Source organism: Paenibacillus arenilitoris (assembly GCF_014705655.1).
GTDB lineage: Bacteria > Bacillota > Bacilli > Paenibacillales > Paenibacillaceae > Pristimantibacillus > Pristimantibacillus arenilitoris.
Map to the genome: position 1 here is coordinate 25,800 of NZ_JACXIY010000027.1, position 16,841 is coordinate 42,640.

At 56.8% G+C, this 16,841-nt stretch carries 17 protein-coding genes; 1 reads left to right on the top strand and 16 read right to left on the bottom strand.

What is annotated here, in order from left to right; all coding sequences use genetic code 11:
• Positions 1-136: 136 nt before the first annotated feature.
• The 11 genes from IDH41_RS21220 to IDH41_RS21270 all read right to left on the bottom strand — a co-directional run bounded on the left by IDH41_RS21220 (position 137) and on the right by IDH41_RS21270 (position 13,643).
• A complete protein-coding gene (locus IDH41_RS21220; protein ID WP_190864595.1) occupies positions 137-1,360 on the bottom strand; it encodes an MFS transporter in 1,224 nt (407 codons plus the stop codon).
• A gap of 32 nt (positions 1,361-1,392) precedes the next feature.
• Positions 1,393-2,424 carry an ROK family protein gene (locus tag IDH41_RS21225; RefSeq protein ID WP_190864597.1) on the bottom strand — a complete coding sequence of 344 codons (1,032 nt, stop codon included), beginning with the start codon at positions 2,422-2,424 and terminating at the stop codon, positions 1,393-1,395.
• A 418-nt stretch (positions 2,425-2,842) separates the two neighbouring features.
• Complete coding sequence (gene metE / locus IDH41_RS21230; protein ID WP_190864599.1) at positions 2,843-5,131, bottom strand: 5-methyltetrahydropteroyltriglutamate--homocysteine S-methyltransferase; 2,289 nt, start codon at positions 5,129-5,131, stop codon at positions 2,843-2,845.
• Between the two features lie 110 nt (positions 5,132-5,241).
• Positions 5,242-6,144 (bottom strand): LysR family transcriptional regulator, encoded by a 903-nt coding sequence (locus tag IDH41_RS21235; protein ID WP_190864601.1) that lies wholly within the window; start codon positions 6,142-6,144, stop codon positions 5,242-5,244.
• Between the two features lie 131 nt (positions 6,145-6,275).
• A complete protein-coding gene (locus IDH41_RS21240) occupies positions 6,276-6,635 on the bottom strand; it encodes a GIY-YIG nuclease family protein (RefSeq protein ID WP_190864603.1) in 360 nt (119 codons plus the stop codon).
• A 35-nt stretch (positions 6,636-6,670) separates the two neighbouring features.
• A complete protein-coding gene (locus IDH41_RS21245) occupies positions 6,671-7,732 on the bottom strand; it encodes a vWA domain-containing protein (RefSeq protein ID WP_190864605.1) in 1,062 nt (353 codons plus the stop codon).
• Positions 7,733-7,764: 32 nt separating this feature from the next.
• Complete coding sequence (locus IDH41_RS21250) at positions 7,765-8,880, bottom strand: AAA family ATPase (RefSeq protein WP_190864607.1); 1,116 nt, start codon at positions 8,878-8,880, stop codon at positions 7,765-7,767.
• A 25-nt stretch (positions 8,881-8,905) separates the two neighbouring features.
• The gene (locus IDH41_RS21255; protein ID WP_190864609.1) at positions 8,906-9,385 is read right to left on the bottom strand and encodes a DUF6530 family protein; all 480 of its coding nucleotides are present in this window, start codon (positions 9,383-9,385) and stop codon (positions 8,906-8,908) included.
• Positions 9,386-9,597: 212 nt separating this feature from the next.
• The gene (locus IDH41_RS21260) at positions 9,598-10,710 is read right to left on the bottom strand and encodes a GerAB/ArcD/ProY family transporter (protein WP_190864611.1); all 1,113 of its coding nucleotides are present in this window, start codon (positions 10,708-10,710) and stop codon (positions 9,598-9,600) included.
• A 74-nt stretch (positions 10,711-10,784) separates the two neighbouring features.
• Positions 10,785-11,894, bottom strand: coding sequence for a citrate/2-methylcitrate synthase (locus IDH41_RS21265; protein ID WP_190864613.1), 1,110 nt, complete (start codon positions 11,892-11,894; stop codon positions 10,785-10,787).
• Positions 11,895-12,032: 138 nt separating this feature from the next.
• Positions 12,033-13,643, bottom strand: a complete 1,611-nt coding sequence (locus IDH41_RS21270) for an alkaline phosphatase family protein (protein WP_190864615.1) — start codon at positions 13,641-13,643, stop codon at positions 12,033-12,035.
• An 87-nt stretch (positions 13,644-13,730) separates the two neighbouring features.
• Between IDH41_RS21270 and IDH41_RS21275 the strand changes: the two genes are divergently transcribed.
• Complete coding sequence (locus tag IDH41_RS21275) at positions 13,731-13,871, top strand: hypothetical protein (protein ID WP_190864617.1); 141 nt, start codon at positions 13,731-13,733, stop codon at positions 13,869-13,871.
• Between the two features lie 57 nt (positions 13,872-13,928).
• Here the strand turns inward: IDH41_RS21275 and IDH41_RS21280 are convergent, their stop codons facing one another.
• The 5 genes from IDH41_RS21280 to IDH41_RS21300 all read right to left on the bottom strand — a co-directional run bounded on the left by IDH41_RS21280 (position 13,929) and on the right by IDH41_RS21300 (position 16,784).
• Entirely contained in the window at positions 13,929-14,441 is a 513-nt protein-coding gene (locus IDH41_RS21280; protein ID WP_190864619.1) for an acyl-CoA thioesterase, read from the bottom strand.
• A 42-nt stretch (positions 14,442-14,483) separates the two neighbouring features.
• On the bottom strand, positions 14,484-15,215 hold the full coding sequence (locus IDH41_RS21285; RefSeq protein WP_190864621.1) for a ZIP family metal transporter: 732 nt from the start codon (positions 15,213-15,215) through the stop codon (positions 14,484-14,486).
• A 99-nt stretch (positions 15,216-15,314) separates the two neighbouring features.
• Positions 15,315-15,452: an SRPBCC family protein gene (locus tag IDH41_RS21290; RefSeq protein ID WP_190864623.1), complete on the bottom strand. Its 138-nt coding sequence runs from the start codon at positions 15,450-15,452 to the stop codon at positions 15,315-15,317.
• Between the two features lie 119 nt (positions 15,453-15,571).
• Entirely contained in the window at positions 15,572-16,411 is an 840-nt protein-coding gene (locus IDH41_RS21295) for an inositol monophosphatase family protein (protein WP_190864625.1), read from the bottom strand.
• A 16-nt stretch (positions 16,412-16,427) separates the two neighbouring features.
• Positions 16,428-16,784 carry a glyoxalase superfamily protein gene (locus tag IDH41_RS21300; RefSeq protein WP_190864627.1) on the bottom strand — a complete coding sequence of 119 codons (357 nt, stop codon included), beginning with the start codon at positions 16,782-16,784 and terminating at the stop codon, positions 16,428-16,430.
• Positions 16,785-16,841 lie beyond the last annotated feature (57 nt).

Genomic DNA, 16,841 nt, shown 5'->3' on the forward strand with positions numbered 1-16,841 from the left:
TACGAACAGCCCCGATAAATGGGATGGCATTCGTGTGATCTCCTTCTCTCCGTCACGCTTATTAACTTAGGTTCAATATAATGGGACGGGCGGGCAATGTCAATACAGTCGCCCAAAATAATCGGGAACCGGGCAGCTACGCCCCGATTCCCGCCTGCCGCGCTTTCATGGCGCGGTTCACGCTTTCGGAACCGAACAACATGGACAAAATAAACAGAATGACGACCGCCGGGAACCATGCGACGCTTGTCCCCGAGGCGATGACGCCGAACAGCGGAGGCAATACCGTCGTTCCCGTATACGCGACGGCCATCTGGTAGCCCATAAGCTTGGCCGATTGGTCTTTGCCGAACCGGGCAGGCGTCTCGTGAAGCAAGCACGGATAGATTGGCGCCAGCCCGAGGCCGATCAGCATAAATCCCGTCAGCGTCAGCGCGCCCGGCAGCGGGAACAGCACGATGAGCCCGCCCGCAAGCGCGAAGAGCTGGCCGATCAAGATCAGCGCGCGGTTGCTGACCGTAAGCGTCACGAATCCGGCAATGAACCTGCCGAGCGTGATGCCGCCGTAATAGAGGGATATCCAGGTCGCCGCCGTTTCGGCGGATAGGTGGCGCGCGCCGACCAGGAAGCTTGCTCCCCACAAGCCGACCGTCGATTCCGCGCCGCAATAAAATAAGAAGGCGAGCATCGTAACCTTGGCGCCTTTCATTCGAAGCGGATGCCGGCCGTCATTCGCGGGCTCCCGTCGACCCTGTTCGCCGTCAGACCCGGACTCCGCCGGAACCTGCTCCCCGGCCGAATGATGCAGCGCGGCGACGCGCTTCCATAGCGGGAGCGTAACGAACAGCAGGACGACAAGGCCGAACTGTATGAGCGCAACCGTCATATACCCGCTCCGCCACGATTGATCGCCTGCGATGTGAGCGGACATAATGATCGGCCCGAGCGTCGCGCCAACGCCCCAGAAGCAATGCAGCCAGCTCATGTGATGCGCCTTGTAGTGGGCTGCCACGTAATGATTAAGTCCCGCGTCAACGGCTCCCCCGCCTAGGCCGAGCGGAATCGCGAGAGCGATCAGCCATAACAAGGACGGCGCCAAGGAAAACCCGAGCAGTGCCCCGGCCGTCATCAAGCAGCTGACAAGCGTCAGCTTGCCCGTGCCGAGCTTGCGGATGACGCTTCCGCTAAGCAGGCTGGATACGATCGTCCCTCCCGCGATAACCATGGACAGCAGTCCCGCCGATTCGAACGGGGCCCCGATCTCGGGCTGCATGACCGGCCAGGCGACGCCAAGCAGCGAGTCCGGAATTCCCAGGCTAATAAAAGCAAGATAAATGATGAGAAGAAAAAATGTCGCCATTTCGATGTTCCTTTCTAGCCGCAGGTTCCTCGTTATCTTTTTTCAACCAGCTGAAGCGAGTAGGTCAAACTTTCCAACGTTACCGAAATCAATCCGTTTACATATTCTTGCCGGGTATCTTTTTGGATGAACAGCTCCGGCATGTGCGCCTTCGGAATCTCCTTCATCGTTTCTTCGCTTACCATTTGAAGGAGGTCCGGTCTTAACAGATCGCCGGTCAGCGCGATGGCTGCCGGGTTCAGAATCGCGATCACCGAGACGAGCGTCTTGACGACCAGCGGCACGAAACCGTCGCCCCCGCTCCGCAGCAGCTTCAATTGCTCCTCTCGCGACATCCCGAACGGAAGATAGGACACCTCGCCGCCGAAATTCGTCGTCCCGTTCAAAATCCGTCCGTCCACGATAAAGCCCGCGCCGGGGTAATGATCTTTCGGAAACGTGACGACGGCGAACGTTTTTTGTTCCTCGAAGTTTTGCCCGGTGTAGAAGCCGTACACCGTCAAGTTCATGTCGTTGTCGATCGTAATTTCGACCCCGTAACGCTCCTTGAGCCGCGGTCCGAGCGGCTTGCCGGCAAGCGCGGCCACGTCGCAAATCCCGATGCTGCCGCCCTGTACGACGCCGGGAATGCCGATGCCGATCGCCTTCACGCTGCTATGCTGCTCCACGACGGCGTCGAGAAGCCCGTATATCGTGCCTTCATCGATGCTATCGAAGAACAGCGTCTTCTCTTCCGCGACTTCGCCGATCAGATTCGCGACGGCATACGCAATCGAATGGATGCCGCCTTCCGTTCGGATGAATAAGCAGGCGACGCAGCCATAATCCGCGTTGAACCTGTACAGTTTGGCCGGGCGTCCGCCGCTTGTCTCCTCGGGATCCGATTCCGTGACCTCGCCTGTCCGGAGCAGCTCGTTTAAGATCGTGCCGCATGTAGCCACGCTGAGACCGGTCAATCGGGCTATGGACGCTTTCGTGCCGACTCCGATTGATTTGAGCGTGTTTTTCACCAACTCCACGTTCATCTTTTTCAGCTGTACCGTATTGTGCGACACGGGCTGCATGGGATGGCTCACCTCTTTCAATACTTATTAAAAGTATTATAATAACAGTTCTAATATACCGATTATAGGTGCGGCTTTAGCCAAAGTCAATCGCGCATATCATGAGAACCGCCAGATAAAACAAAAAACGCCCGGTCGGGGCGTTTCCGTCGGCTGCGGCACTGTTTCGATTCCTAACGGACACCGTTGCCGTTATTCGACCGGGATTGCGCTTTTGAGAAATGTAACGGACCTGAGCGACCTTATTCCCCTATTTGAGGCGATAAATCGGTTATTTCGTACCAATAGCGTTTCTGTCGTCCGTTACAATTAAAAAAGTGTCCGTTTCATCGAAATAAGAGCGCTCAGGTCCGTCCGACCTGACAAAAAAAGGCTTGCAAAGTCCGGTTAGACTTTGCAAGCCTCGATTCAGAGGCGATTACGCCTCCGCCGCATGCTTCGCGCGGGCGATCCGCGTCGCTTCGACCATGTTGCGAAGCGAGGCGACCGTCTCCTCGGCGCCGCGCGTCTTCAAGCCGCAGTCCGGGTTGATCCAGAACAGCTTCGGATCCAGCACGCGCAGGGCGCGGTCGATCATGCCCGTCATCTCTTCGACCCCCGGCACGCGCGGGCTGTGAATGTCGTAGACGCCGAGGCCGATGCCCAGCTTGTACGTATTCTCCTCGAAGCTGTGAATCAGCTCGCCGTGGCTCCGGGACGTCTCGATCGAGATGACGTCCGCGTCCATCGCTTCGATCGAATCGATCATGTCATGGAATTCGCAATAGCACATATGCGTATGAATTTGCGTCGCGTCCTGCACCGTGCACGTGGTCAAGCGGAACGCTTTGACCGCCCAGGCCAGATACGCCGCTTGCTCCTCCTCCTTGAGGGGCAGTCCTTCGCGAACCGCCGGCTCGTCGACCTGAATCATGCCGATGCCTGCAGCCTCGAGCGCCTCGACCTCCTGCCGGAGCGCATAGGCCAGCTGATAAGCGATTTGCTCGCGCGGAATGTCGTCGCGGACGAACGACCAGTTCATGATCGTAATCGGACCGGTCAGCATCCCTTTGACCGGCTTGCCGGTCTTCGACTGGGCATACTTCGTTTCCTCGACGGTCATCGCTCCCTCGAACGCGACGTCCCCGTAAATGATCGGCGGCTTCACGCAGCGGGAACCGTACGACTGTACCCATCCGTACTGCGTAAAGGCAAAGCCCGCTAGCTTCTCGCCGAAAAATTCGACCATGTCCGTCCGCTCGAATTCGCCGTGCACGAGCACATCGATACCGATCTCCTCCTGCAGGTTGATCCAAGTATCGATTTGATCCCGGATGAAGCCGGCATACCGATCAATGCTCCATTCTCCCTTGCGCCACAGCTGACGGGCTTTGCGAACGTCCGCCGACTGCGGGAAGCTGCCGATCGTCGTCGTCGGAAAGATCGGCAAGTTCCATTTGTTCTGCTGCGCAACGTAACGCTCGGCAAAAGGCTTGCTGCGGACGGCATCCTTCGCGCTTACCTCGGCGACGGCAAGCTGCACGTTCGCGCGATTGCGATCGTCCGATTGCTTAAGCGCTTGAAGCGCCCGCTCGCATGCCGCAAGCTCCGCTTGGATGGCCGATTTGCCCGAAGCGGCGGCTTTCGCGAGCAGCACCAGTTCGTCAAGCTTCTCGTCCGCGAAAGCGAGCGCGTCCTTCAGCTCGGCTTGGAGCTTGCTTTCGTTCTTCGCCGTGACCGGCACATGAAGAAGACTGCACGACGATTGCACGATGAGCCGCTCGGCCGGTACGAGCTCGTTCAATTCGTCAAGCAGCGCCAGCTTGTCGCCAAGCGATGCTTTCCAAATGCCGCGGCCGTCGATAACGCCTGCACCGAGCGCCTTATCCTCAGGGAAGCCGAATTTCTTGACCGACGCCAGGTTTCCGGATAAGCCGTGTACGAAATCGAGCCCGATCCCTTGGACCGGCAGCCCTACGACGTCCTCGTAGTTGCCGATCGATTCGAAGTACGTTTGCAGCATGAGGTTAACATTTGGAGCGGCGTCGGCGAACGTCGCGTAGACGGTTTGGAGCCGCCGAACGTCGTCTTCGCCCAGTTTCGTCACGAGGATCGGCTCGTCGAATTGCACCCACTGCACGCCTTCCGATTCCAGCTCCTTCAGAATCTGCACGTAGAGCGGCAGAAGGCGGTCCAGCCACGCATCGGTCTCCGCCGGACGATATCCTTTGGACAGCTTGAGGAAGGTAAGCGGCCCTACGATAACCGGCTTGCCTTCGATGCCGAGCGCCTCCTTCGCTTCCCGATACGCCGCAAGCGGCTTGTTCTCGGTAACCGCAGGCGCGGCGCCGTCGAGCTCGGGCACGATATAGTGATAGTTCGTGTTGAACCACTTGGTCATCTCGCTTGCCGCGGCGTCCTTTGTCCCGCGCGCGACCCCGTAATACACCGACAGCGGAACCGGGCCGTCCTCGTAGGCGAACCGCTTCGGAATAATGCCGAACATCGCCGCCGTGTCCAGCACGTGGTCGTAATAACTGAAATCGTTGACCGGAATGATCCCGATTCCCTTCTCCCGCTGTTTGCGCAAATGATCGAGCCGGATCCCGCGCAAGCGTTCGTGGAACGCGTCCTCCTCGAGCTTGCCCGACCAGAACGCCTCGAGCGCCTTCTTCCATTCGCGGTCCGCGCCGATGCGCGGGTAACCTAGCACACTGCTTTTAACCATCCTGCAACACTCCTATACGAATTGTTACAAGAAAGATAGCATGGATTTCTGGATATAGTGTAACTGAATTAAACTATATCCAGTCATAGCCTGCGGCTATACCGGAGATACTACCGGGCGATGGCGCGCTCCAGCGATTCGATATAGGCCGCGCCGAGCTTCGATAAAGTGCTGTTCTTATGGGAAATCCAGCCGACGTTGATCGTCTCCTCGCAGTCCAGCGGAACGGGGATGATCTCGTTGCCGTTCAGATCGGCGCTCAGCACGCCGGTCGATATCGTATAGCCGTTAAGTCCGATCAATAGGTTGAAGAGCGTCGCCCGATCGTTGACGCGGATGCTTTTTTTATGCGACAGCGTGCTCAGAATTTCCTCCGAGAAGTGAAACGAATTGTATTCGCCTTGGTCGAAGGACAAATAAGGATAATCCTGCAAATCGTCAATGGTCACGATCGATTGCTTGGCGAGCGGATTTTTGACGCTGATGAAAATATGCGGCTTCGCCGTAAACAAGCTGTTGAACTGCAAATTCGCGGACTTGAGCAGCTTGTTGATCACCTTCCCGTTGAACTCGTTCACGTACAGGATGCCGATTTCGCTTCGCAAGCTTTTGACGTCCTCGATAATTTCATAGGTTTTCGTCTCGCGCAGCATCAGCTCGTATTCGTCCTGGCCATGCTCGTTGACCAGACTGACGAATGCGTTGACCGCGAACGCGTAATGCTGGGTCGACACCGAAAAGTGCTGAGGCGACGGCTTGGCGTTCAAATACCGGCTCTCCAGCAGCTCCGCCTGTTCGACCACCTGTCTCGCGTAGCTTAAAAACTCCACCCCCTCCTTGGATAAGGAAATGCCCTTGTTCGATCGTTCGAATATCGCCAGCTGGAGCTCGTTCTCCAAATCCTTAATCGCGTTCGACAGGCTCGGCTGCGAAATGAACAGCCGCTTGGCCGCCTCGTTGATCGAGCCTCGGGTCGCCACCTCGATAACGTATTTTAATTGCTGCAAGGTCAAGATGAAGCCCCCCCTTATGAACCGTTCCGTTCTATGATCCATTATACCTCGAATCGACAATAAGCCCAGTTCCCGTCGATCGGACGAGAACCGGGCTGCCGGTCAGAGAGCGGCTAATTCGCGGCATGCCGTCATTCCTTAGGCGGCTTATTGTATCCTTTATCGCCGTATGGCTGCAGCTTCGCTAGCCAAGCTTTTTCCATTTGCTTCATTTCCCAGCGCATGTCGGTCACCTCGTCCCCTTCCTTCCGCTCCAGCACTTCGTAGGCGAACGCTTCCTTCCCCAGCTCCGTCCAATCCTTCTGCAGCTCCGCGTTCGCGAACCTGCCCATGTCCAGCTGCATCTGCAGCGTCAGCCATTTGTTCTTCAAATTCGGAAAGACGTCCAAATACATTTTGCCGCTGGCCATATTCGTAATTTGGATGACGCCCATATAGGTTTTCAATTGCTTGTACGCTTCCTGCAATTCCTTGCGCTTGCTCTTGTCCATGTTCCTCTCCCTTCCTTCTCTTCCATCGGACACCGTTATAGAAAGCGCGCGATAAGCCGGACGAGCTCCGCCCGGAACGCCTTCAAATCCGACATGTCCAAATACCGCTCGTTGCCGTAAATCCGGCAAATCACTTCCTTGTCCTGGCCGATCGCGGCCGCCAGGCATTTGACGCCTTTCCGTTCGAATTCGGCGATCGTCTGCCGCATGTCCCGAATCGCCGGCTCGCCTGCGTAATCGTCCATCGCTTTCGGCTGGCCGTCGCTAATGCTGATCAGAAGCTTCGTCTGCTGCGGGGCGGCCGCTAACCGTTCCCCCAAGATTCGGATGGCCATTCCGTCGCGGTTGTTGCTTCTGGCCTGCAGCTTCATCAGCCTGTATCGGTCGGTATCATCCGGCCGATCGAGGTCGGCATACGCATACACGGACATTTGCTCAAGCCTGGACGCATCCGCGGTATCGCCGTAGATCATGATCGGAATGCCGCAGCGCCGGCAAAAATCATAGACGGCGGCGACGGCGCGCTTCGCCGCCGCAAGCCGGCCGTGAGCGGCCATCGACGCCGACTCGTCGACCCGGAGGGCGACCGCGAGCGACGGCGCCTCCGTCGGCGGCCGTTTTTTGGCAAAGTGCCTGAAATCCAGGTTCGCAACGCTATCGGCAGCAAATCTGCCCCCGTATTGCTTCTTTCTTGCGAATTCAGCCGAAATCTCGTGCTCCAGCAGCGGGAGCGCCTTATCGGTGATTTCACGCACGACAGCTTGCAATTCCCGTCTCAAGCGATCATACTCACGCTCGTCTTCCGGCGTATAGTCCGGCCGGTGGACGATGAGCCTCACGCCTCGGTGAATGGAAGCCGCGACGGCTTCCCTTGCGTCCCGGTTCAGCTTTTTTCGAAAATCCCGTTTCGCTCGTTCCGCATCTTCGTCCAACGGGTTCGAATCGGCGGGGTGGTAGATTGGCGAACCGTCCTCCCCCAGGTCCGAGCTCCGCTTGCCGGAGGAATCGCCCGCGTTTTTCGAAGTACTGTCGTCGCTGTCGGCCGATTTCGCTAGCGCGATCCCGTCTTCCTCCGCCTTGCGGTCAGCCTCGAACAAGGCGTCGTCGATATTCCCCCATGTCCGGATTTCTAAGGACTCGTCATTTCGTTTTTTTTTACCGCGAGATCCGCTTCTTCAAACGCTGCCGCGAGGCCGCGTCGTTCCAAAGCTTCCTCCAGGCGGCGAACTTCTTCGTCGTCCGTCGTCATTTTATAGATGACTTTATGATACAGCGATTGCTTTACGGACGCCCCCTCGGCCACCGCATCCGTCCAATAGAGGAACGAGCGCATGCCTGCAACTCCTTTTATGGCATGGGCTCTGGCCGTCCGGTCCAATAAAATGACGGTTTCCGCCAGCAAGTCCAGCATCTTGAGGTCGCGGTAGCCGGTCTTCGCGGCGGCTCGCTCGATCATGACCGCTTTGGCCGGCAGGTCCATCTTCTCCGTATGCTGCATCCTGTCGCGCAGCGCTTCGTTGAGAGGCCTCGATCCGGCGTAGCTCCGGTTGGTCGTTAATACCGCGATGAAGTCGGGGTGCCTGCGAACGACTTCCGTCGGAAGGTTGATGCTGCCGTCCTGCTCTAAAGCCGAGTTGAGCGCCATGAGCACGGCCGCATCCCGTATAACGGTCGGCTCCTGGATTTCAAGCAAATAGCCGTGCCGATACGCCCTCACGATCTCGGAAGGGTAGAAGCGGTATTCCACCGTTTCGTTCGCCGTTTGTTCCGCGGCCAGCCTGAGCAGCCGCTTCATCTTTAAACCGGCATCTTCCTCCGTTAGCTCCAGCGCCTCCATCAGCAGGCCGGTTGCGCTGCGGAAGCCTTCGCTTTCGTACAAAGCCTTCAATGCAACGCGATCGGAAGCGTCCAGCTTCTCCAGCCTCTCCGGCGACAGCACCGGCAGGATGGCGCCGACAATATCCGTTTTGTCCATATCGGCAAAGCAGGTTACTTTCGTATAAGGCAGCCCGAAATGGGCCGACAATGCCTTGGCCAGCTGCGTTTTGCCCGATCCGGCGTCGCCTTCGAGCAGAAGGTTGGCGATTTTCATTTCTCCGCGATTCCAGCTTCGTTTGACTTCCTCGACGATGCGCCTTTCCTCCTCGCCGATTCGATGCGAGTCCGGCCTCTTCCAGATTGAAGCCCTTTCCTCGTCGGTCAGCCTTCTCCCCGGAGACAACCGGTAACGGTCATCGATACTCATCTTGCCTCACCCATCCCCAGCTTCCTTAGTATCCCATTTCCTTCAACAGGCGCGACAACGCTCGCAGCCGTTCGCCGATCATCTCGCCGTCGTCGCTTAACGCCTGGGCGAACAGCCTGATATCTTCGTCGATCTTCGGATTCTCGTCGCAGACGGCTACGTTCATGGCATCGCCCTGCAACCCGATGCGGTCGATCGAACCGTTCTCGGGGTCGTACAGCTTCGGAAACCGGTAAGCGTCCTGGAAATATAAGCTGCTTCGGCAGATCAAGATCGCAAGATCGAGCACGCGGTGCATCGGAAGCTCCTCCGATTGGCGGGACCATTTCTCCCCCGTATGACGCCATACCTTGGCGGAAATATCGATTTTGCCCCGGTCGTTCCACTGTGCCAGGCCCAAGGACAGCCCTTTCGCGTCCGTATTGCGGGCGTAACGGCCGTCAACCTGCTCGTAATTGTCCGATACGATGACCGGCTTATGCTTTAACGTCGTTGGAATTTTCATCGCGATCCCCACTTTTCGTTTACTAAATTACTAATTTACTAAATTACTAAATCACAAACCCATCATACCTTGCCTTCTGCCGGATGTCAATTAGGCATGTCTTCCAATGTCATGCCTTCCAATTCGTCTGCCCGACTCACGCCTAACAAAAAAAAGCCGCGAATTCGCGGCTGCCGAACGCAGACAGGGGCTTGTATTGTCCATTAGCCGTCCTATTCCTTGGGAACATCCCGTCGCCGCGTCTCCTTCTTGCCCCGGATGAGGGAAACCGCAAGCAGCAATGCAGGATAGCCGATCGTCACGATCAGGCCGATCCGGCCGAATAGCTCAATCGTGTCGTACAGCTGAACAATATTTTTGGACAACATCGCCATGACAAAGACGAATGGAAGGCAGAAGAAAGCGAACATTTTGTGATCGTCTGCCCTGAGCAGATGCTTGACCGTATGAATCGTCAAATAATAGCTGGAGAGCAGCGTCGTAAATACGGCCGTAACCCATACGGCAAGAAAGGCAGCGTCGAGCCGTTCCAATATATTGGCCGGCAGCGACGTAGCTTTGGCGAGCTCGAGCGTCGGCCACAGCAGATTTTTGACCTCTTCCGCCCCGAATACGCTGACCGCCGCGATCACGATGATGACATACAGACCTCCGGCTATGACCATGGCCCACGCGCTTGCCTTCATCGTTTTTTGCGGGTTTTTCATGGCCGGTATGACAAGCGTCAGAATAAAGCTTCCTTGGAATAGAGCGGCGACCGTCATGACGCCGGACAGAATATTATGGGGCTCATTGCCCCAAATCGGCTGCAAATTGATCACTTCCGAATTTTTAAAGGAAAGCGCGGCGATCAGGAGCACGGGTACGATCAGCGCCGGAAAGTAAAAGTGATGCAGGTAGACGAACGTATATATCGAGCATCTTGAAGATACGGCGGCGAGCAGCAGCATAATAATGACCGTTACTTCCACGGGCGTTTTCTGCAAAACCGACGTCACGACGACTTCCCCGAATTCGCGTGCCGTGAGCGACGTCAAGACGGCAAAAAAGATAAAAAGGATCACGGTGCCGAGCCGCCCAAGCCATTTGCCGATCAGATCTTCGCCGTACTGGATAATCGTTTTGTCCGGAAACCGCATGCCGAGTCTCGTCATAATAAACAAGCCAACGGCGGCGACGATCGTTCCGAGCAATGTAACGAGAGGAGCTCCGGAATCCGCCGCACGAACCGCGAACAGAGGGAGAGGGAGCACGCCGACGCCGATAATCGTGCTGATGATGACGGCGGCGGCTTGAATGACGGTAATTTTCGGTTCTTCTTGCATGCCTCTCCATCCTCCTTCCGGGATCGTATCCGATTACGATTCCCAAATCGTGGATGGATCATTCCTTATTGAGCTTAATCGCCGCTCGGCGCGGGCCCGATGTAGACGGATTGCGGACGAAAAATACGGTTGTGTTGCGATTGCTCGAGCACGTGCGCGGTCCATCCGACTACCCTTGCGGCGGTAAAGGTCGGGGTGAACAGGACCGGCGGCATTCGGACGGCGCGCATGACCGCCGCCGCATAAAATTCGACGTTCGTAAACAGCTTGCGTCCGGGCTTATATTCCTCCAGCAGCCGAATGGCCTCTCGTTCCGCGTGCTGCGCCAGATCAAGCCACGGATCGTCCTTCGCCAGTCCGGCCGTCACTTCGCGCAGCGCCTCGGCACGAGGGTCGCTCGTCTTGTAGATCCGATGCCCGAAGCCCATCAGCCGCTCGCCCCGCTCCAGCAGCGACCGCATATACGGCTCCGCGTTGTCCTTCGATCCGATCTCCTCGAGCAGCTTGATGACGCCCGACGGAGCGCCGCCGTGCAGCGGCCCTTTCATGGCGCCGATGGCCGCGCCGACCGCCGAATGAATATCCGACCCGGTCGAAGCGACGACGCGCGCCGCGAACGTGGACGCGTTCAGACCGTGCTCCATCGCGAGCACCATGTACGCGTTCATCGCGCGGACATGGGGCGCCCATGCGGGACGCCCGAAGAGCAGATGCAAATAATGGGCGACATGATCCGTCTCCGCCGCTTGTTCCGGATATTCGGTGCCGTTCTGCAGGTGGTGCCGATAAGCGACGATGACCGGCAGCACCGCGGTCAGCCGTTCGGCCTGTTCCGCGCTTGGCGGCCATGCCGTCATGCCTTCCGAGCCTTGCAGCGCCGCAACGACCGACATCGCGGCGCTCATCGGCGGCGTCTCTTCCGGGATGGCATCCATCAACCGTCTCAGCTCCGGCGTTAACTTCCGATGCTTCGCCAGCCGGGCTTTGAACGCCGTTAATTGCTCTTTCCCAGGCAGCGCTCCGTACCAGAGCAAATAAGCCGTTTCTTCGAAGCTGCGAGATACGGCAAGGCGCCTCGCGTAATGCCCCCGATAGACCAGCTGCCCGATTTCCCCGTCTACCAAGCCGATCTTCGTTTCGGCCGCCACGACGCCTTCCAATCCGCTAACGCTTGCCTGCTTCATTGCCAATTCCTCCCTGTTATAACACTTTCCATCAGCATAACAGGTCGATTCAATAAACAAAACACTAACATTTGTATCAGCTATATAAAAATAAATGATCATCATTGGAAATGTCCGCTATTCGGCCATCCCCTTGATTCAAGGCAAGAGCAGCTTTAAGACGTAATCTTTCAAATCGACGATCCTCATGGACGAAGGCTTCTCCTTCGTCCCGCCGATAAGAAGAGGCACGAGCGACTCCGTTCGGTTCATCGCGCCATGCCCTCCGCCGCCCTTGTGCGTCGGGGAAGATTGGCCGGACAGCTCATAGCCTTCCTTCGCGGCGACGACCAGATATTCGCCTTCATGCGAATGGAGGGCGCCGAACAGCCTGCGAAGCGCATCCGGATAATTGCCGTAAGCGAGGCTAGGCTCCCGCTCGTTCAGACGAACATCCAATGCCGCCGCATCCCCTTCCACCGTCCACTTTTGTCCGTAACGGTCTTTGTATCCCCCGCCGGGATGGTATCTGAAGCTTCGGCCGTCGGCGCCGGCCTGCATGACCTGAATCCAGCCGTCTTCCTTCCATGCGGTAAAATCGATTCGCGCCTCCTCGTTCAAACGGCCCGCAATATCGCGCAGCGAGTCCCCGGCGCTCAGCTTATACACATAAGCCATCGTCTCGTTCACCGCAAGGGCGATCTCCGCGCCCGCTCCCGCCGGTTGCCCCGGCGCCAGAACCGAGTATTCGTCCAGAATCGCCGTCAGATCGACGACCGGTTGCTCGGCGGCCGGCAATAACTGGCTCATGCCGCTGTCTCCGGCAACGACGATGACCGATTTCTCGAGCGCTTTTTCCTTCGAGCCGAAAGCTTGCAGCAGCGCGCCCAGCTGTCGGTCGACGCTTTGGACGCCTTCAAGGTCGGAGGGCCCCCTCCGATGAATCGTCCGGTCCATATCCGGCATATAGACGAATAGGAAATCGGGCAGCTTGTCCGATCGAATCAGCTCCGTCACAGCCTCCACCGCGTAATCGTTATTGAAGCCGAACCGCTTCGTCAACCGGTCGGTTAAGTTCGTTCTCCCCTCAAACGGATTCGAGAAAGCGCCGAATGCCAGAAAATCGGGCCCCTTCACCCGATGCTCGGCGGGCAAGGAAGCCGCTCCGGCGATCCAGCGGGGAAACGACAGCGCATGCGGAACTTTCCCCCTGTAGATTAGCCCGTTGATCGATCCGCTCGTTATCCCCGCGCGATGCAGCCGCTCGAAGATTGTTTCGACGCCGGGAGACAGATGGTTTTCGTTCAAATGGAACAGCGCGTCGCGAAGCACCGGGCCGACCCCCTGCTTCATGATTTCTGCCGGACCCGTGCCGTAGTTGATCATCTTGCCTTCTTTGGAGGATAACCATATAAGTCCCGGAATCCGATGCTCGTCGGGATGCGTCCCCGTAAGCAAGGTGCTGTCGATCGTGACGGACATCGTCGGGAACGAGCTGACGAGATCGTTGTAATATTGGCCGTGATCGATCAAGTATTGAAAGGTCGGCAGCTTCTTCTGCTTAATGCCGAGGTCGATCGATCGATGCATGAGCGAGTCGACCAGTATGAAGATGACCTTTTTGGAGCTTTTCCCGTTTCCGGCTTGCATGCGGAGCAGGTCATTTTCCTTTGGCGCCGCAGGATGGCCGGTACAGCCGACGCATAGCGTAAGGATAACCGCAACCAAGAGATATTTGCCGTCTATGCGCAATGGTTCAGCACCTCTCATTCGTAAAATTTCCATTTCATCGTTATTTTGCACGCCGAATGAAAACTTTACTCCATGCTCAAGCTATGACCGTTGGAGGTGATAATCATGACCGGAAGGAACAACAAGCCGGATAATGACGGGCCTGCGGCAAGTCCGTCGCGGCTGGACCAGTTCGGAGACAAGATGTCCGACAACTCGGGGCATGTCCCGAAGAAGCCGGACAAGACGAACCGCAACGACTGCTAATATAAAAAACGGAGTGCGCGCCGACTTGGCCCCTGCACTCCGTTTTTTATTAGCGGCTTAGTCCCATGGCTGATTAACCGATAAAAACCCGGCGAACCTCTTGCTTTCGTCTCTTCTCCGCTTGCGCATCTCCGCGCGCCCGGGAGCCGTTTCAAACAGCTTCAGCTCTTCCTCGGATTCGGGAATGACGTCCGGCACCGGAATCGGCTTGCGGTTCTCGTCCAGCGCGACGAAAGTCAAGAAGGAGGTTGCGGCAACCGTTCTCTCGCCGCTGAGCAAATCCTCTTTGATGACTTTGACGAACACCTCGACCGAGGTCCGGCCCGTCCAGGTTACGAACGACTCCAGGCTTACCGAATCCGAAGGGCGGATCGGATGAAGAAAGTCGACCGAGTCCGTCGAAGCCGTGACGACCGGCCGCCTGCAATGCTTCGTCGCGGCAATCGACGCGATGTCGTCGATGTAAGCCATCAGCTTGCCGCCGAACAGCGTGTTATGATTGTTGACGTCCGGCGGAAAAACCCTCGACGTCTTGTAGCATCTGGACTCGCGGGAATATCGTTTCTCCATGTCATCGTTCCTCTCTTATAGGCGGCACCGGCTGCACGAAGGTCAGCCGAAGAAATGACTGATATAGATCATGACCAATAACCCGATAATAAACGAATAGGTCGCCGATCGTTCGTAACCGTGGCCGTGCGTCTCCGGGATCAGCTCTTTATATACGATGAACAGCATCGCCCCCGATGCGAACGCAAGTCCGTAACCGATCAGCGCCTCGATATAGCTAGCCGCAAAATAACCGACGATAGCGGAGACGACCTCCATCAATCCCGTCAACGCGACGATCAGGAGCAGCTTCAGCTTGCTCACTTTGGAGTGGATGAGGAAGACGGCAAGTACCAGCCCCTCCGGCATATTCTGCGCCCCGATCGCGATCGCCACCATCGGCCCGAGGCCGCTGTTCGCGCTGGCGTAACTGAAGCCCGTGCTTAGCCCTTCCGGGATGTTGTGAATGAATAGCGCGAAGATAACGAGCAGCGACTTCGAGTCGAAGGAACTGATCCCCCTCTTCTGCTCGATATCGATATGGGGAATGTTCTTCTCAAGCAGGTCCAGCAGGATCACGCCGATCAATAGCCCGACCGTAAGCGGAACCAATCCCGATTCTTTGAGCGCTTGCGGCAGCAAGCCGAACGTGGACGCCGACACCATGATGCCGGCGGTGAACGCGATCAGCACGTCCTTCCATTTCTCGGACAGACTTTTGACGAAGAGCAGAGGAACCGCGCCGAGAACGGTTGCCATTGCCGAAATAAAGCTGCCGATGAGCGCTTCCGTCATGTTGTCAACTCCTTACCGGGCAGCCGGAACTTACGCGAATCTCGACTGCCTTATTTTGCTCGATTACGGCAAGTACATCCACGGCCGCCTGTATAATCCCTATGAATGTTCAGCCAAACGTTTCAGGTTCTCGTTTCGATGAGTCAAAAATCTTCTCATATAAGGCATGAGAATCAATCGTTCGACGATCCAGCCCAACCAGCCAAACGGCGCTTCGAATTGCAAAATATCTTCCATGATGGTAGCATCCCCATTCCGCTTGAACGAATGAGTATGCTTCAAGCTCTTGAATGCGCCATTTTGCATTTCATCGACGAAGAGGTACGGCTCGTTAAACTTTTATTACGACCATTCGCTCACCGCTCTCCCGCATTCGTATCCGTTAAGCCGCCCAGCCCTGATTGGACCATCTGCATAAAATACGGTTTATGCAACGGGTGGCACGCAATCAAATAAGGCTGCGGGCTCGTTCCGGCAAATGGATGGCCTTCGTAATCGAAAACGGCTGCGCCGGCCTCCTTCGCGATCAGAAGCCCGGAGTACAGATCCTCTCCTTCGGAATTGTAGACAATGATCCCGTCCAGATCGCCCCTTGCGAGCATGCACCATTGCAGGGTCGGCGCCCAAAGGCGCATCATCCGCTTCGTATTCACGTCGATGTAATGGCGCAGCGTCACTGCCCTAGGCTCGTTCTGAACGGCATGCCCTTGAATCCAGCCGACCCTAGCTTTTGCTAAAGGTTTGATTTGCCCGCGGTCCATTCGCACCGGCTTCGCGTTGCATGTCGTTCCTTCGTCGGCGCCGGCGGCATACAGCCGGTCCGTCATCGGTTCGTAGATTACGGCCATCACCGGCATTTGTTTGTGGAGCAGCGTTATCGAAATGCCGAACAGCGGCATGCCGACGGCAAAATTGTTCGTACCGTCGAGCGGATCGACCAGCCATAACCAATCGCTTCGCCGATCGTTCTCCCCGAATTCCTCGGATCGGATCCGGTGGTCCGGGAATACGCGCCCTATCTTTTGCAAAATAATCGCTTCGGCCAAATGATCGACCTCCGTCACGATATCGCCGTGATCGTCCTTCTCCTCGTAGCGGTCAAGCGTGCCGAACCTTTCCCTCGCCAGCCTTCCCGCTTCGTACGCTGCCGCGACGGCCGTCTCCCTGGCTGCGCGCAATACGGTTTCTCGCTCCATCGTAGCTCCTCCGTTCCTAATCCTTTGCGGTATAAAAATGCAGCCGGTTGCCGAACGGATCCATGACGCTCACTTGATTCCATTCCTCGTCGAAACCGGGCCTTGCGAAGGAATACGCCTTTGCAATCAGACGCTCCTGCCAAGCTTTCGCATCGGATATTTCGATCCGGACCGCCGAGCCCGGGCTGCAATCGCCGTGATGCTCGGACAGATGAATGACGCAGTCACCGTTCGAGATTTGCATGTAAAGCGGAAGCTCGGGCTCGTAACGGTGCTCCCAGTCGATGGCGAACTCGAGAAAGCCGCAATAAAACTCTTTTGCTTTGTCCACGTCGAATATGCGCAGGATCGGCACGGACCGTGTCATCTTCATCTTAAATGTTCACTCGCTTCCCATTCGAATTTACTTCCATGATTATACATGGGATTG

What these genes read in the sequence shown, in the direction of transcription:
- IDH41_RS21285 (WP_190864621.1), bottom strand. Translation starts at nt 15,215, where the DNA reads ATGACGGAAGCGCTCATCGGCAGCTTTATTTCGGCAATGGCAACCGTT.
- IDH41_RS21250 (WP_190864607.1), bottom strand. Translation starts at nt 8,880, where the DNA reads ATGAGTATCGATGACCGTTACCGGTTGTCTCCGGGGAGAAGGCTGACC.
- IDH41_RS21255 (WP_190864609.1), bottom strand. Translation starts at nt 9,385, where the DNA reads ATGAAAATTCCAACGACGTTAAAGCATAAGCCGGTCATCGTATCGGAC.
- IDH41_RS21265 (WP_190864613.1), bottom strand. Translation starts at nt 11,894, where the DNA reads ATGAAGCAGGCAAGCGTTAGCGGATTGGAAGGCGTCGTGGCGGCCGAA.
- IDH41_RS21260 (WP_190864611.1), bottom strand. Translation starts at nt 10,710, where the DNA reads ATGCAAGAAGAACCGAAAATTACCGTCATTCAAGCCGCCGCCGTCATC.
- IDH41_RS21280 (WP_190864619.1), bottom strand. Translation starts at nt 14,441, where the DNA reads ATGGAGAAACGATATTCCCGCGAGTCCAGATGCTACAAGACGTCGAGG.
- IDH41_RS21295 (WP_190864625.1), bottom strand. Translation starts at nt 16,411, where the DNA reads ATGGAGCGAGAAACCGTATTGCGCGCAGCCAGGGAGACGGCCGTCGCG.
- IDH41_RS21275 (WP_190864617.1), top strand. Translation starts at nt 13,731, where the DNA reads ATGACCGGAAGGAACAACAAGCCGGATAATGACGGGCCTGCGGCAAGT.
- IDH41_RS21240 (WP_190864603.1), bottom strand. Translation starts at nt 6,635, where the DNA reads ATGGACAAGAGCAAGCGCAAGGAATTGCAGGAAGCGTACAAGCAATTG.
- IDH41_RS21300 (WP_190864627.1), bottom strand. Translation starts at nt 16,784, where the DNA reads ATGAAGATGACACGGTCCGTGCCGATCCTGCGCATATTCGACGTGGAC.
- metE (WP_190864599.1), bottom strand. Translation starts at nt 5,131, where the DNA reads ATGGTTAAAAGCAGTGTGCTAGGTTACCCGCGCATCGGCGCGGACCGC.
- IDH41_RS21220 (WP_190864595.1), bottom strand. Translation starts at nt 1,360, where the DNA reads ATGGCGACATTTTTTCTTCTCATCATTTATCTTGCTTTTATTAGCCTG.
- IDH41_RS21270 (WP_190864615.1), bottom strand. Translation starts at nt 13,643, where the DNA reads ATGAGAGGTGCTGAACCATTGCGCATAGACGGCAAATATCTCTTGGTT.
- IDH41_RS21290 (WP_190864623.1), bottom strand. Translation starts at nt 15,452, where the DNA reads ATGGAAGATATTTTGCAATTCGAAGCGCCGTTTGGCTGGTTGGGCTGG.
- IDH41_RS21225 (WP_190864597.1), bottom strand. Translation starts at nt 2,424, where the DNA reads ATGCAGCCCGTGTCGCACAATACGGTACAGCTGAAAAAGATGAACGTG.